The sequence below is a fragment of the Candidatus Manganitrophaceae bacterium genome (assembly GCA_012960925.1).
Classification (GTDB): Bacteria; Nitrospirota; Nitrospiria; order SBBL01; family JAADHI01; genus DUAG01.
Genome location: DUAG01000055.1, coordinates 16950 through 30776, shown reverse-complemented (window position 1 = coordinate 30776; position 13827 = coordinate 16950). Strand labels below are relative to the sequence as shown.

The following is a 13827-nucleotide window of genomic DNA, read 5'->3' as shown; positions in this document are numbered from 1 at the left end:
CGAAGATTCAGTCTGGTTGCTTAAAGTGACTTTCAGACAGATCGGCCATATCATTCAAGCCCTTTTCAATATGCAGTCGGAAGGTCAACATTTCTGGTTTTTTTGTGTTGGTCGGGATGGAGAGTGGGGCTGCCGACCAGATAACGACACGAGAGAAGGGAAAAACCACATGAAGCTTCGACCAGCTTTTTTTAAAGAGAAACCCCCGATCACTCCAGGAGCGTATCGCCATAATCGGACAGCCGGATTTTCGCGCCAACAAGAGAATGCCGGGCTTGACGATGCGTCCCGGTGGTTTCGGGCCGTCGCAGACGATCATCCCGATTGCTTTTTCTCGAAGGACGGTTCGGGTCAGCCCCCCCAAGGCTTCTCTCCCCCCTCTTGAACTGGAGCCGCGGACCACGATTGCCCCCAGTTTTTGGATGACAGAGGCGGCGAGATCTCCATCTTCACTGTGACTGACAATCGTCGCGATTTTTCGCCGCGGGTTGATCTTCAGGAGATAGGCATAGTTGAAGATCATGTCCTGGTGCCAGCAGGTCAGGATTACAGGCTCGTCTCCCTTGAGGGTTTCTAGGAGAGGGCCCTTAACTTCAATCCGGCAGGTCCATTGCCATATATTTATGAGAACGCGAATAAAAATAAAGGCCGAAAAGGAGAGGAAACGCTTTTGTATTTTTGAAGTAAATGACATGAACCGGGCTATTTCAGTCGATAATAATCTTTATACCAGGCGACAAAGCGTTGAACCCCTTCTTCAATCGGCGTCGCCGGTTTGAAACCGACATCCCGCATCAGATCATCAACGTCGGCATAGGTTGCAGGTACATCCCCCGCTTGAATCGGCAAAAGCCGACGTTCTGCTTTTTTGCCGAGACAATCTTCCAGGACCTCGATCAGCCTCAAAAGTTCGACAGGGTTGTTGTTCCCGATGTTGTAAACTTTATAGGGCGCCTTGCTGGTTCCCGGATCAGGGCTTGCCCCGTCCCATGTTGGATCAGGTGAAGGGATCTTTTCCGTGACCCGGACAATTCCTTCCACGATATCATCGACATAGGTGAAATCTCGCTGCATCCGGCCATAATTAAATACGTCAATCGGTTTTCCGTCGAGGATGGCTTTTGTGAAAAGAAAGAGAGCCATGTCGGGTCTGCCCCACGGGCCGTAAACGGTAAAAAATCGAAGGCCGGTGGTCGGGACTTGGTAAAGGTGGGCATAAGCGTGGGCCATCAGTTCATTGGCTTTTTTTGTCGCACCATAAAGGGAAACCGGATGGTCCACATTGTCATGAATGGAAAAAGGCATCCGGGTGTTCGCTCCATAGACCGAACTGGAGGAGGCGTAGACCAGGTGGGGCACCTTGGTATGTCGACAGCCTTCGAGGATATTAAGAAAACCCATCAGATTGCTTTCGATATAGACATGGGGGTTTTCGAGACTGTAGCGGACCCCCGCTTGTGCGGCGAGATGGATCACCCGGTCAAAGCGCTCTTTCTGAAAAAGGTCTTCCAGGCCTTCTTTATACGCCAGATCCATTTTGAGGAAACGAAACCGAGACGATTCGTCCAATTTTTTTAAGCGTTCGGTCTTGAGCCGGACATCATAATAATCGTTCAGATTATCGAGGCCGACAAGCTCTTCTCCTTCTGAGAGAAGCCGTTGGGTAAGATGAAAGCCGATGAACCCGGCGGACCCGGTGATGAGAATCTTCATGACCTAAAGCCTTCCATCTACCCAAGCCCGGTCGAAGAGATGCTTAATGTCGTAGATCACTGAAACTTCCCGGGTGTAACGAACAAGGTCGTCTTTCCCCCATTCTTTAAACTGCTTGTGTGGAACGGCCAGAATGATGGCGTCATAGCAATGTTCGGACAAGGTCCCGACCAGTTTGATTCCATATTCGCGCTCAACTTCCGGGGGGTCTGCCCAGGGATCATAGATATCGACCTCAGCTTGATACTTCTCAAACTCTTGAACAATATCAATCACCCGCGTATTTCGGATATCGGGGCAGTTTTCTTTGAAGGTCAGGCCCAGGATCAGGATACGACTTCCGCCAACCTGAATCCGCTTTCGGGTCATGAGTTTGACGACCTCCCCCGCTACATAGTTTCCCATATTGTCATTGATCCTCCTCCCGGCGAGGATGACATCCGGGTGATATCCGACTTCCTGGGCCTTATGGCAGAGGTAATAGGGATCAACCCCGATACAATGGCCGCCGACCAGGCCAGGGGTGAACTTCAAAAAGTTCCACTTGGTTCCCGCGGCCTTCAGGACGGCTTCGGTGTCAATTTCCAGACGATTGAAGAGGAGGGCAAATTCATTGATCAGGGCGATATTGAGGTCTCGCTGTGTATTTTCGATTACCTTAGCCGCTTCGGCCACCTGAATCGATTCCGCGCGATAGGTTCCAGCCTGGATCACAGATCGGTAAACGGCGTCGATCGTCTCCAGGGCCTCGGGTGTTGAGCCGGAGACGATCTTTAGTATTTGTGTGAAGGAGTGCTCTTTGTCTCCTGGATTGATCCGCTCTGGAGAATATCCCGCAAAAAAATCACGATTGAAGCGCAAACCGGAGGCCTTCTCCAGGATCGGGACACAGATATCCTCCGTGACGCCGGGGTAGACGGTCGATTCATAGACGACAATATCATTTTTCTTTAAGACGGCCCCGACAAATTCAGATGCCCGGATCAATGCGCTCAGGTCCGGCCTTTTGTAACTGTCAATCGGGGTGGGCACCGTCACAATGAAGAAGTTACACTCTTTGAGTTCGGCCAAACTTGTCGTGTATGAGAGCCGCATCGCTGATTTCAGGCCTTCAGAACTGACCTCCAAGGTCGTATCCACGCCTTCTTTCAGGGATTCAATCCGATCCAGGTCGATATCGAATCCGACCGTTTTGAAGCGCTTTCCAAATTCTGCCGCCAGGGGGAGGCCGACATATCCGAGGCCGATGACGGCAATCTGATATTGGTTTTCAAGGTTCGACAATGTTATTCACCTCTTGTTATTTCCTGTCGGCCAGGCGCTCCGCCTCGCCAACCATCTTCTCGAGCAGGCCGAGTCCCCTTCTCCAGAAGAGAGGGTCTTTGATATTTAAACCCATCTTTTCCTGAAGGAGTACATCAGGACGCACTGAGCCTCCTGCGGAGAGAAGGTTTAAGTACTTCGGGACAAATCTCTTCCCTTCCTCCATATATTTTTGAAAAAGGGAGAGGACAAGGAGGTGGCCGAAGGCATAAGCATAGGTATAAAAGGGGGAATGGATAAAGTGAGGGATGTACATCCACCAGGAGCTGTAATCATCCGTCAGGGTGACGGAGCCTTTAAACATCTCTTGGTTAGCTGACAGCCAGAGGTCATTGACCCGTGTGGTACTGAGTTCCCCCTCACTTCGACGCGCCGCATGAACAATCTGTTCAAAGCGGCAGAGGACGACCTGCCGGAAAACGGTGGCAAAATCCTCTTCGAGTTTTGACATGATCAGCGCCAGGCGTTTCTCCGGATCTTTCTCTGACTTTTTAAGTCGGTGAAAAACGAGCATCTCTGCAAAGACGCTGGCCGTCTCCGCCGTGGTTAAGGGGGTGGAAAAGTTGAAATAGCTTTGTTGACGAGAGAGCCATTGATGGACCCCGTGGCCGAGTTCGTGGGCGAGCGTCATCACATCACGCGGGCTTCCAAGGTAGTTCACGAAGACATAGGGGTGGACACTCGGGACAGTGCTGTGACTGAAGGCCCCGCCCCGCTTTCCGGGCCGAACCGCGGCATCGATCCATTGATTTTTAAAAAAGAGGGACGCGACCTCCTCGACTTTCGGGGAGAAATCATGAAAGGCGGAGAGCACGGTCTCACGCCCCTGATCAAAGGTAACGGGTTCTGTGATTAAAGACAGGGGGGCGTAACGGTCATAATCATAGAGGGTCTCAAGCCCCAGCACCTTTTTCTTGAGTTCGTAATAACGGGCCACAAGAAAGAAATATTCTTCACAGGAAGAGAGGAGGGCGTCCACGGCCTTCGCGTCGATCTCGCTTGACAAGTTCCGGGAGGCCATTGGATCCGAAAACCGGCGGAGCCGGTCGTCACTGGCATGGTCTGCGGTGACCTGGTTTAGAATAAAGGTGAGGATGGGTGCGTGCTCCTTTAAACCCTCCGTCAGGCCGAGGGCCGCGGCGCGCCGCGTGGAACGCCGTCGATCATGGAGAAGAGACAGGGTCTCCTGCTCCGTCAGGGACTGGATTTCTCCTTTTACGTTGACCTTGAACCGGATCAGGTTGATCGCTTCGTCGAAGAGGCGTTGGAAGGCTCGAATGCCGGTGTTGGCCTTTTCATCCAGGATTTTTTCTTCCGGTTCTGAGAGTTGGTGGGGGCCAAACTTTCGGATCTCTTCCAGGAAGTGACGGTCTTTCGCGAGGGTTGGCGTCTTCATCCATGCCGCTGCGCGTTCTTCGGGGACGACGGTCCACTCCAGGTCAAAAAAGAGAAGGTGTTTATTGATCTCGGTTAGACGCTCCTGGGCCATTTGCAACAAGGCGCCGTTTTTAGGGTCATTCGTATCGGTAGAAAAAACAAGCGAGGCATAGGAGATGACCCGGTCGCTCCGCTCCCGGGCCATCTCAAGCGCGCGGATCGCCTCATAAAGCCCTTTCGCTCCGCTCTCCTCTGCCCCGATCTTTCCCCGGTATTGCTTCTCAAAGCCCTTCGCCTCTTTCAAAGCGGTTGCCAGGTCGGATTCAATCCTTGGATCGTCGGTCCCCTTATAGAGATCGCTCAGGTCCCAGCGCGGTAAATCGGCTTCGTTCAAAACGGTTCCTTTCCCGATAAAAAATTGACACCAAGATACCATAAAAACAGGGGCTCCTGAAACAGCAAAATAGTCCTTGACCTCTGTTGAATTCTTTGGCAAAATGGGGGACTGCTGAAGGAGGTTCCAAGTGGTCCGTCTTGCCTTTGCCTTATTTATTTTTGTCCTGTTATTTCCCCTGAACGGATGGTCTCAAACATCCGACTTCTTCAGCAACACGCAATCGGTGGACAAACTGTCGACGGGAGGAGCGGGCGCTTGCCCAAACTGCCCCGGTTTTAACCCCGATACGCTCATTAAACACTCGGGCACCGATCCGGACCCACTGGATACGAACATTACTTTTAGTTTGACAATAACAACAACGGCTCCTTCTCTTGGTGCAACAGTGTCCGGCCGTTTTTTCAATTCCTTAGGCCCAGGCGCCATTACCGATAATATGTTTGGCGTAATTTCGAGTGTCCACCGTGGCGCAGATGCCCTTCCCGATACTTCCGACGACGAGCCCGCACGATGTGCTCTAAATGATGCGGATGGCATTCCTCCGGATCAAGCCGACGCGAGCGGGAATGGTTTGAACTGCGGCGATTTAAGATTCGACCCCGCCAGTCAAGGGATGACAACTATTCCCACCTTTCCTGCGACGAACAGCCTAGCCCCCTTCTCCGCAAGTAATAATCCTGTTGGGGACTTTTTCCCCAGTGATGGCGCACATGCAGGCATAGAGCTTGAAAATCGTTTTATCATGACGAATAACTCCACCAGTGATGGGGTGCTGACCGTGCCGGCAACGGGAACGTGTGGGGCCTCAATCTGTGTGGGTGCGTTCCAGAAAGAAAACCAGGTCACCGCACTTACAGGGACACCTGGAACGCGCACATCTCCCGGCGCGGGTGAACAGATTTTTGAGCAAACGGCGAGCTGGCAGATTACAGGGAGTACCGCAACCACGTTTAATGCTCCGGTTGTCAGCTGGACGCAACGCATTCAGAATCCGGTCTTTGATGGGACGACTGCCAACCGTGAGTTTGATACAGGCGTAATGTCAGGGAGTTTTACGCGGGAGAGTGGGGCAGCGACTAGTCCAACGACCTTCCCGATGGTCACCGTCCCGCTGATGAATGCATCACCATTTGTCTGCTCAACGGGTGCACCGGCCGGGACTTGCATTACAATTCCATAAGGATAAGTAATGAATTTGAAGGCGAATACAGTTATTGTGATAATTTTCTTGGGCTTTTTCAATGTTTTATCCTACGACTTCGCCCAGGCAACTGATTCTAGGTCCCTGACAACGACAACCCAAAACCAAACGATCTTTACCAACGGAGAAGACTGCCGGGGGAACCAAGGGGAGATCTGCCCAGGGACAATTCAAACTGGAGGGGTAACGATCCCTATTAACGGGGGTATGTTAAATTTTAATCTTTGCGGTGAAGCCATTAATGTGAATCCGACCGATGTGCCTGTTTGTCGGGTCACTCCTCCAATGATCCCCCCCGGTGCCGATACTCAGGTGGGGACAGGCTTGAACCCGATTATAGGAACCGGGACAGATGTCGGTGCAAGCTTCGGAGGTCTGACCAATGACTCAGTTCCTAGTGGAACGAGTAACGTGACCATTCCCGGGTTCCTGATCCATGGAGGAACATTTCTCTCTAACCCGATGTCAGGTGAAGTGACCAATAATTGTAATTCAGAGGCAACCTGTGGACAGACCGTAAACCGGAATATCATCACACATTTCCAGAGCTTTCGGTCTGTTCCGAATGGAGGAATTATCGATCCGAACGTCCCGAGTGTCTTCTGTGACCAGCCCCGTTGCAACCATATCGAATTCTCGATTCAGCAGGATATGACGGGTGCAGCGGCTGCGCAAACGGCCATGCGTTTTGACTTTGTCATTGATTCAAAAAATGATGCCAACGGAGATATTATCGTCACGGCTCCAGGTACGCCGACGGGGACATTTACGGTAACCTGCCTGCCGGGGTCAAATGCCTGCACCAATACAAGCGGAAATTTTCGCGTAAACACGAGTACCTTTACATCAGCCTCCACCGGGTTTGTCACTATGAATGATTCTCCTGTCGTAAACCCTGTCGGTTGTCCTACAGGGACGCTTGTCGATCCATTCCATCAGAATGGGGTCTCGTGCCAGTCTAACTGAAAGACCTTAAAATGGTCTACCGCTGCGCCTTCCCCGCCTTGGGCTCTGCGGAAGTTTTTCATACCGTTCCTTTAAATCCGGATGCGCCTCTAGGAACCTGTCGACGGCTTCTTTGTCTTCAAAGATCTCAGGGCTTCTTTCCTGGTATTCCTCAATGCTCAGATCATGTTTTGCCAGGACGCTGGCGACATGGTTGTTGATCTCTTTTTCAAGCCTTCGGAGTGCCTCCATGTCGGGGCCTTCCCCATCGGGTCCGAAGCGCGGGGAGCTTCTGCCCCGGAAGAAATTCCCCATCGACTCGCTCAGGTCAATCTTTGCCCGGACAAATTTCTCAACATCTGCATCACTGATATGATCTGCGCTGGCCGGCTGTGCCCCTGAAGAACCCAGGCCCAGGAGGATGATAAAGAGCAAGAGAGTTCGGTAAATGATAGGATTTTTTGCCGCTGGACTCGATAGCATTTGTTGCTTCATTCTTAATATCCTTTCTGCTATTATGTTGGTCCCCGTCTCAATGTCCGAATATAGTGAACGATCTTCCAGGCCTCTTCTTCAGAAACCATCCTCGGGATATACCCGAACATTCCGGTTCCCTCTACCCCGTGTTCGATCGACCAGAACATTTCTCCGTCGGTGCGAAGGAGTTGGAAGTTCGCGTCGGTCAGGTCCCGAGGAGGCGGTGATAACTGGATGCCGCCATCACCGTCTCCCAGCCCTTCTTTCCCGTGACAAACCACGCATCCCCCGCCGAGGTAGGCCTTCTTCCCTTCCTCGATCACAGCCGTCGAGACCAGAATCGGATTCTTTACCCTCCGGGACTCGCTGGGCGCGCGCGGGCGGGACATATCAAAGGAGATCATTCCCGAATCCAGTTTCTCCGGGACGATCGCCTTGGTCGTCAGATGCACAAAAACGGCAAAGCCGATAATCATTGCCATCATGATGCCGATAATACGCAGTTGGGCCATTGAAGGTTCCTCTTTATTTTAAAATGGCATTAATCCAGGGGGAGGGCGGCCCTTTCGGCCAGTTTAGCCTCTTCCCACAATGCATCCATTTCCTCAAGCGAAAGCGTCTTCAATCCGCCATTTTTCTCCGTTGCGGATTCCATCCTATGAAAGCGTCCGGTAAAACGATCAATGGTTCCGCGCAGGGCATCTTCCGGGTTTATTTTCAGAAAACGCGCGACATTGACGATGGAGAAAAGAAGATCACCCAGTTCACTTTCAATCCCGGCGAGATCTTTTCTGGCAACGGCCTCGCAAAGCTCCTGAACCTCTTCTTCGACCTTGGCGAGGATAGGCTCAGAGGTTTTCCAGTCAAATCCCACGCGGGCGGCCCGCGACTGCAGCTGATGCGCGCGAAGCAGGGCCGGAAGCTGTTTTGGGATGCCGTCGAGAATGGATTTCCGGTCGCGATGGCGATCTTCCTTCTTTTTGATCTCCTCCCATTTTGCAAGGACTTCCGTGCTGTCCATCGGGGAGTTTGCCTTCCCCTCGCCCTTCGGGGTGAAGACATGGGGGTGACGGCGGGTCATCTTTTCTGTGACCGTAACCAGGATCTCTTCAATATCGAAGAGTTTGCGTTCTTTTGCGATCTCCGCATGGAAAAGAACCTGAAAAAGCAGGTCGCCCAATTCCTCACAGAGCGGCTCCGCCCGTCCGGCCTCTATCGCTTCATAGACCTCATAAGCCTCTTCGATCAGGAAGGGTTTCAAGGATTCCGCGGTTTGCTCGCGATCCCAGGGACAACCCCCTTCTCCCCTTAAACGGGCCATGACCTCGACCAAGGCATCAAATGCTTTTGACATCAGGCTCCCACACTAAACAGTCCTGCATTATACAACCGAACAATGCTAATTCTCAAGAACCTTCACAACAATGGAGGGGCATCTTGCTAGTAGCCACGGAAGACGACCGGGTTAATCTTTACTCCGGTCATCCGGGTGCGTAGACCTTGTGCCACGGTCTGTGCCGATTTTTTTGAGGGATAATGAGGGATAAGGACCGATTCGAAGACGATACCGCGTCCCTTGATTGGTCCCGGCCTCTTTCAGGTAGACCTTTTTATAGTATTGGCCGACTTCCTGTTTCATGCGTAAGGCGTTTTCCCGAATCGAGTAAGAACCCACCTGCACAAAGAAGCGATTGTTGGCAGACTGAGACCGCCGCAATGTCGGGGCGCGGCCGATAATTTCGATCTTGACCGTGGTGACTCCCGCCTCTACCACACCCAGTTTTTTTGCGGCCCCGTAAGAAAGATCGAGGATACGCCTCCCGATAAAGGGTCCCCGATCATTGACCTTGACCTTGATCGAACGGCCAGTCTTGGGATCGTTTACTCGAAGGAGTGTCCCGAGGGGAAGTTCCTTGTGGGCAGCAGAAAGTCCATACATGTCGTAAATTTCACCGCTGGCCGTGGGACGTCCGTGAAATTTATCCCCATACCAGGAGGCGAGGCCCACCTCACGATAGCCGACCCGGTATTGTCTTGAAGCACTGCAGGCATTTAATAAAAGAAGGGAGACAAAAAGAGTAAATAGAAAAGGCGGAGGCTGAGGAAAAGAGGCTTTCTGCTTAGGGATCTTAAGGATTTTAGTGCTCCGCAAAAGAATTAGTCCCGTATTTTGACCACCTTCATCTTGCAATTGGGGCAGTAAAAGCGGGAAGTCAGTTGATCGAGACAGATGGGGCAGGTTTAATAACGTCTTTCCATTATCTGGCGATTTTCCAGGCGGCGATCTCCCTTCCGTCATTCCTCCTTACGATGCTCGATCGTTTGATCTCTCCGGTAAACTCATGCCATCAAGAGGGCGAGTGTACCGCATACAAGATTGACCATCATTAGCCGAACAGAGGTTAAGTGTAGTTTGCTGAATTCTGTGCGGGGAATTTCAGATTCAGAGCTCTCCTCATCCGTTTTGTTTTCGGATTGTCGTTTCGAAATCAGAACTCTTAGCCGGGGAGAAATAACAAACACCGAATAGAAACAGACCCCGGACATGATCATGATGGCCAGATAGCGGGTCGCATTCCATGGGGTCAGATTTTCCCAGGTAAAGAACTTTACGATCCCGGTCCCGATCAAGACCGCGCTGCAACCCAAGGCGACCTTGTCGAACTTCGAGAGGATCTGGCCCATGAGTTCTCCGGCCCGTCTTCGCGGTTCTATCTTCCTGAAAATTGTTGGCGCGACAATAGCGCCGATGATGACGATGCCGCCTACCCAGATGGCAAGGGCGAAGAGATGGATGAATTGAATGCCCATGAAATAAAAGTTGGGGATTGGGACTTCCATTTATTCCGGGTTTCCATTTTCAGACCAGACACCACGTTTGTCTGTCCAGGCCACCTCCTCCGCGCTAAAAAACCGGACCCTGTGTACTGTCCCCAGAGGCATGTTCTTCACCTTGGCCAGACCCTGTTTTAAGAGTTCCACATTCACAAAGTATTTCTTTTCATTCTCAACGAAGACATAGGCGAGGAGTCGGCCAAAGCGATCCCTCGGCCTTTGCGGGTCGATTTGAATGATAACCGGCCTCCCTTCGACCAGCTTCTTGTTCAGGGCGGTTGCCGCTTCACTGAAAGGTTCCGGATCAAAGACCCATTTTCCGCCCACTTTTTTTCGGACTTCCGGGGCATCTATTCCAAGATAGCGGACCAACCTGCCATCCTCCAGGCGGATGGTATCTCCGTCGATGACCTTGAGAACTTTTGCTTCAAAGACATCGGCCCGCAGTTCTCCGACTTCAGCTTGCGCGATGGGTAGTGCGATGAAAAGAAGGAGGATGACAGGGAGAAGGAGGGGTAGGTACTGTCGTTTTATGAAAAGAGTCATGGGGAAAAATTGGTTCATGGACGACGTTTTCTCCTGTGTTTTTTATCGACCCAATCAGAAATAAGCTTTTTCTGGGATGCGTCCATATCAACAAAACGCACCCCGATTCCTTCTGAAGCGAGGCCCAAATTGTCGTAGTCCTTTTTCCAGACCACTTCACAGGTACAGAAAATTTTTGTCTTCTTATCCGGCAGGACAAATTCTATTGGAAAGCGTCCCCCTACCTTGAGCTTTTTGGATGAGGAAAGAAAAAGTCCGCCCGGTCCTATATTTTCCGCGGAAGCGAGGAATACTTCGTTGGAATGTTTTCCTTTGACCTCTAGAATGATAAACGGAGTTCTCTGGTGAACTCTATCATTTTTGGTTCGGGTTTTTTTAATTGAAGGTAGCATCGGCATTCTCCCTCTTGGTGGAGATCAGACTTCAGTGATACAGGCAGGTCAAACTATAGCAATAATGTGAGCAGGGGGTCAATATGAATCATTTCCCCGGAGATGAATGGTGTCAGCGCTCTTCTGCAAATGCCAGGAAGGCAATATTCCGGGCCCGTTTTATGGCCCTTGTGAGTTGGCGCTGATGTCCGGCACAATTCCCTGAGATACGCCTTGGGATAATTTTTCCACGATCTGTGACAAATCCTTTCAGGATTTGAGTATCTTTATAATCGATGTCTTTTATCTTCTCAGTACAGAATCGACAAACACGTTTTCTTTGAAAGTATTTCTTTTCCACACACCCTCCCTAACTTCCTTAAAATGGAACCTCGTCGCCACCCTCTTCAACGGCCGGACCTTCTTTGTCCGCCCCTTCGGTCTGTCCCTGCCGTTTCGGGAGAAAGCGAATCGATTGTGCAACCACTTCGTGCTTGTTTCTTTTTTGACCTTCTTCCGTTTCCCATCTACGCTGTTGGAGACGTCCATCGATAATGGCACCTTGTCCCTTTGAGAGGTACTGTCCGCAATTTTCAGCCTGCTTCCCAAAAACCACAATGTCGATAAAACAGACCTCGTCCCTCATCTCTTCCCCTTGTTTATACCGATGATTCACAGCAAGCCCAAAGCTGGCAACGGCTGTTCCGCTGGGGGTGTAACGTACTTCAGGATCTCTGGTCAGATTGCCGATAAGAATGACCTTGTTAAAACTTACCATTTAGTACCGTCCTCCTCTGGCCCGGGGTGAGAATGATTTTTCATCACGGACAGGGATCATCTTTCCTAACTGATCTTCACTTATCTTAATGGTCAGGTACTTGATGATGGTTTCAGACAAGCGATAGCTTTGCTCTAACTCCAACAGGATTGCAGGTGTTGCTCTGAAGTGGAGGATGAGATAGATCCCTCTTTTTTCCTTACGCACTTCGTAGGCTAGCCTTTTCTTCCCAAAGGAGTCCGCGCCAACGATCTCCCCCCCGTCCTTTTCAATCAGGGCCTTGATCTTGTCGGTTATTTTTGTGATCTCTTCTTCGGAGAGGGTAGGTTTTACGATATAGATTGTTTCATAGGCATTCAAAAAGTGACCCTCCTGGCTATTAGCCCTAAATCAGTCTTTAGAGCGAGGATTGGGATGAGATGATCAACCCGATTGATTAATTGGAAAATTATGTGATGTTTACTAACATATTTGATCCTGCCGAGTCAAATCATGGTCTAATTCCGCGGTTGCGGAATTAGAAACCGCTAAGTCGGCTGAAATACTGCGTTATTGGCCAACGGCCTCCTCAACGTACGAGTGAGTACGCCTCGGTCGCCCTTATGACCTCTGGCCTTGTCTTTCAGCCGACTTAGCGGTTTATCCCAAAATCCAATCGTGTATTTTGGAATCACACGTTGAAACGGAAGTAGACACAATCGCCATCCTGAATCAAATAGTCTTTTCCTTCCAGTCTCAGGAGGCCTTTCGATTTAATTGCCTGCAGGTTGCCATGTTCGATCAGGTCCTGATAGCGAAATATCTCTGCCCGAATGAAACCCCTCTCTATATCGGAATGGATTTTCCCGGCCGCCTTGACTGCGGGGGTTTCATTCCCGATGGTCCAGCCCTTGACTTCATCTTCCCCCACGGTAAAAAAGGTCAGGAGTCCGAGCATCTGGTAGGAGGCCTGAATCAAGCGGGAGAGTCCGGACTCGGATAGGTCGAGTTCGTTTAAGAACTCTTCCCATTCCTCCGGTGGGAGCGCGGCGATCTCAGATTCGATCTTTCCGCTGATAATAATGGAGGATGTCCCCTCGCGGTGGGCAATTTCCGCGACACGTTCGGAATAGGGATTACCTTCCTTGACCTTGTCCTCCGGGACATTGGCGACATAAAGAACCGGTTTTGCCGTCAAGAGGGCGAGTTCTTTGAGAAAGGGGGCTGCTTCTTCGGGGAGCGATAGCGTACGCGCTGACTTTCCGCTGGAAAGACAGTCCTGAAGTTGTTTCAAGAGCTCGGCTTCATAAATTGCCGTCTTGTCTCCTGACTTTGCCTTTTTCCCCGTCCGGAAAAGTCGTTTTTCAAGCGTATCCAGGTCTTTCAGAATCAACTCTGTGTCAATGGTTTCGATGTCACGTGTGGGATCGACCGTGCCATCCACATGGACAATTTCAGGGTCTTCAAAGCATCGGACGATATGAACTAGGGCATCCGTTTCCCGCATATGACTCAAAAATTGATTCCCAAGGCCTTCCCCCTTGCTTGCTCCCGCCACGAGGCCAGCGATATCGACAAAAGCCATGTTTGTGGGTGCGACCTTCTTCGGTTTATAAATTTCGGTCAGACGGGTCAAGCGGATATCGGGAACCTCGACGATGCCGACATTCGGATCAACCGTGCAAAAGGGAAAGTTGGCGACAGCCGCGTTTCCGCGCGTCATCGCATTAAAAATCGTGGACTTTCCCACATTCGGAAGTCCGATCAATCCGCAGTTGATGGCCATACTTTTTTCCTAATGGTTAGGGTCTGTCCCAAAATAACATGCGCGATTGGGAGTCCCAGCTTTGAGTCCGAGGCAAGGCGTGACGAGGGAGCATAGCTC

At 51.0% G+C, this 13827-nt stretch carries 17 protein-coding genes; 2 read left to right on the top strand and 15 right to left on the bottom strand.

What is annotated here, in order from left to right; all coding sequences use genetic code 11:
• Positions 1–7: 7 nt before the first annotated feature.
• Genes EYQ01_08900 through EYQ01_08885 form a run of 4 tightly spaced genes read right to left on the bottom strand, consistent with a single transcriptional unit; the run spans position 8 to position 4849 of the window.
• The gene (locus EYQ01_08900) at positions 8–694 is read right to left on the bottom strand and encodes a DUF374 domain-containing protein (protein ID HIE65908.1); all 687 of its coding nucleotides are present in this window, start codon (positions 692–694) and stop codon (positions 8–10) included.
• A gap of 8 nt (positions 695–702) precedes the next feature.
• Positions 703–1713 (bottom strand): NAD-dependent epimerase, encoded by a 1011-nt coding sequence (locus EYQ01_08895; protein ID HIE65907.1) that lies wholly within the window; start codon positions 1711–1713, stop codon positions 703–705.
• 3 nt (positions 1714–1716) lie between these two features.
• A complete protein-coding gene (gene tviB / locus EYQ01_08890; protein ID HIE65906.1) occupies positions 1717–2997 on the bottom strand; it encodes a Vi polysaccharide biosynthesis UDP-N-acetylglucosamine C-6 dehydrogenase TviB in 1281 nt (426 codons plus the stop codon).
• Between the two features lie 16 nt (positions 2998–3013).
• The gene (locus EYQ01_08885) at positions 3014–4849 is read right to left on the bottom strand and encodes a M3 family oligoendopeptidase (protein HIE65905.1); all 1836 of its coding nucleotides are present in this window, start codon (positions 4847–4849) and stop codon (positions 3014–3016) included.
• 88 nt (positions 4850–4937) lie between these two features.
• Here EYQ01_08885 and EYQ01_08880 point away from each other — a divergent pair, with 88 nt between their 5' ends.
• Positions 4938–5990, top strand: a complete 1053-nt coding sequence (locus EYQ01_08880) for a hypothetical protein (GenBank protein HIE65904.1) — start codon at positions 4938–4940, stop codon at positions 5988–5990.
• A gap of 228 nt (positions 5991–6218) precedes the next feature.
• Positions 6219–6977: a hypothetical protein gene (locus EYQ01_08875; protein ID HIE65903.1), complete on the top strand. Its 759-nt coding sequence runs from the start codon at positions 6219–6221 to the stop codon at positions 6975–6977.
• A gap of 6 nt (positions 6978–6983) precedes the next feature.
• Here the strand turns inward: EYQ01_08875 and EYQ01_08870 are convergent, their stop codons facing one another.
• The 11 genes from EYQ01_08870 to ychF all read right to left on the bottom strand — a co-directional run bounded on the left by EYQ01_08870 (position 6984) and on the right by ychF (position 13728).
• Entirely contained in the window at positions 6984–7451 is a 468-nt protein-coding gene (locus EYQ01_08870; GenBank protein ID HIE65902.1) for a hypothetical protein, read from the bottom strand.
• Between the two features lie 20 nt (positions 7452–7471).
• Positions 7472–7945: a c-type cytochrome gene (locus tag EYQ01_08865; protein HIE65901.1), complete on the bottom strand. Its 474-nt coding sequence runs from the start codon at positions 7943–7945 to the stop codon at positions 7472–7474.
• Positions 7946–7974: 29 nt separating this feature from the next.
• Complete coding sequence (gene mazG / locus EYQ01_08860) at positions 7975–8787, bottom strand: nucleoside triphosphate pyrophosphohydrolase (GenBank protein ID HIE65900.1); 813 nt, start codon at positions 8785–8787, stop codon at positions 7975–7977.
• A 111-nt stretch (positions 8788–8898) separates the two neighbouring features.
• Positions 8899–9732 carry a septal ring lytic transglycosylase RlpA family protein gene (locus EYQ01_08855; protein ID HIE65899.1) on the bottom strand — a complete coding sequence of 278 codons (834 nt, stop codon included), beginning with the start codon at positions 9730–9732 and terminating at the stop codon, positions 8899–8901.
• Between the two features lie 41 nt (positions 9733–9773).
• Positions 9774–10274: a DUF4149 domain-containing protein gene (locus tag EYQ01_08850; protein HIE65898.1), complete on the bottom strand. Its 501-nt coding sequence runs from the start codon at positions 10272–10274 to the stop codon at positions 9774–9776.
• Positions 10275–10832: a hypothetical protein gene (locus tag EYQ01_08845; protein HIE65897.1), complete on the bottom strand. Its 558-nt coding sequence runs from the start codon at positions 10830–10832 to the stop codon at positions 10275–10277.
• Positions 10829–11212: a hypothetical protein gene (locus EYQ01_08840; GenBank protein ID HIE65896.1), complete on the bottom strand. Its 384-nt coding sequence runs from the start codon at positions 11210–11212 to the stop codon at positions 10829–10831. Before EYQ01_08840 ends, EYQ01_08845 begins: the two co-directional genes overlap by 4 nt.
• Before the next feature lie 106 nt (positions 11213–11318).
• Positions 11319–11546, bottom strand: a complete 228-nt coding sequence (gene rpsR, locus EYQ01_08835) for a 30S ribosomal protein S18 (protein ID HIE65895.1) — start codon at positions 11544–11546, stop codon at positions 11319–11321.
• Positions 11547–11564: 18 nt separating this feature from the next.
• Positions 11565–11963, bottom strand: coding sequence for a single-stranded DNA-binding protein (locus EYQ01_08830; GenBank protein ID HIE65894.1), 399 nt, complete (start codon positions 11961–11963; stop codon positions 11565–11567).
• Positions 11964–12323 (bottom strand): 30S ribosomal protein S6, encoded by a 360-nt coding sequence (rpsF, locus tag EYQ01_08825; GenBank protein ID HIE65893.1) that lies wholly within the window; start codon positions 12321–12323, stop codon positions 11964–11966. It lies immediately after the preceding gene.
• A 310-nt stretch (positions 12324–12633) separates the two neighbouring features.
• Positions 12634–13728, bottom strand: a complete 1095-nt coding sequence (ychF, locus tag EYQ01_08820; protein HIE65892.1) for a redox-regulated ATPase YchF — start codon at positions 13726–13728, stop codon at positions 12634–12636.
• Positions 13729–13827 lie beyond the last annotated feature (99 nt).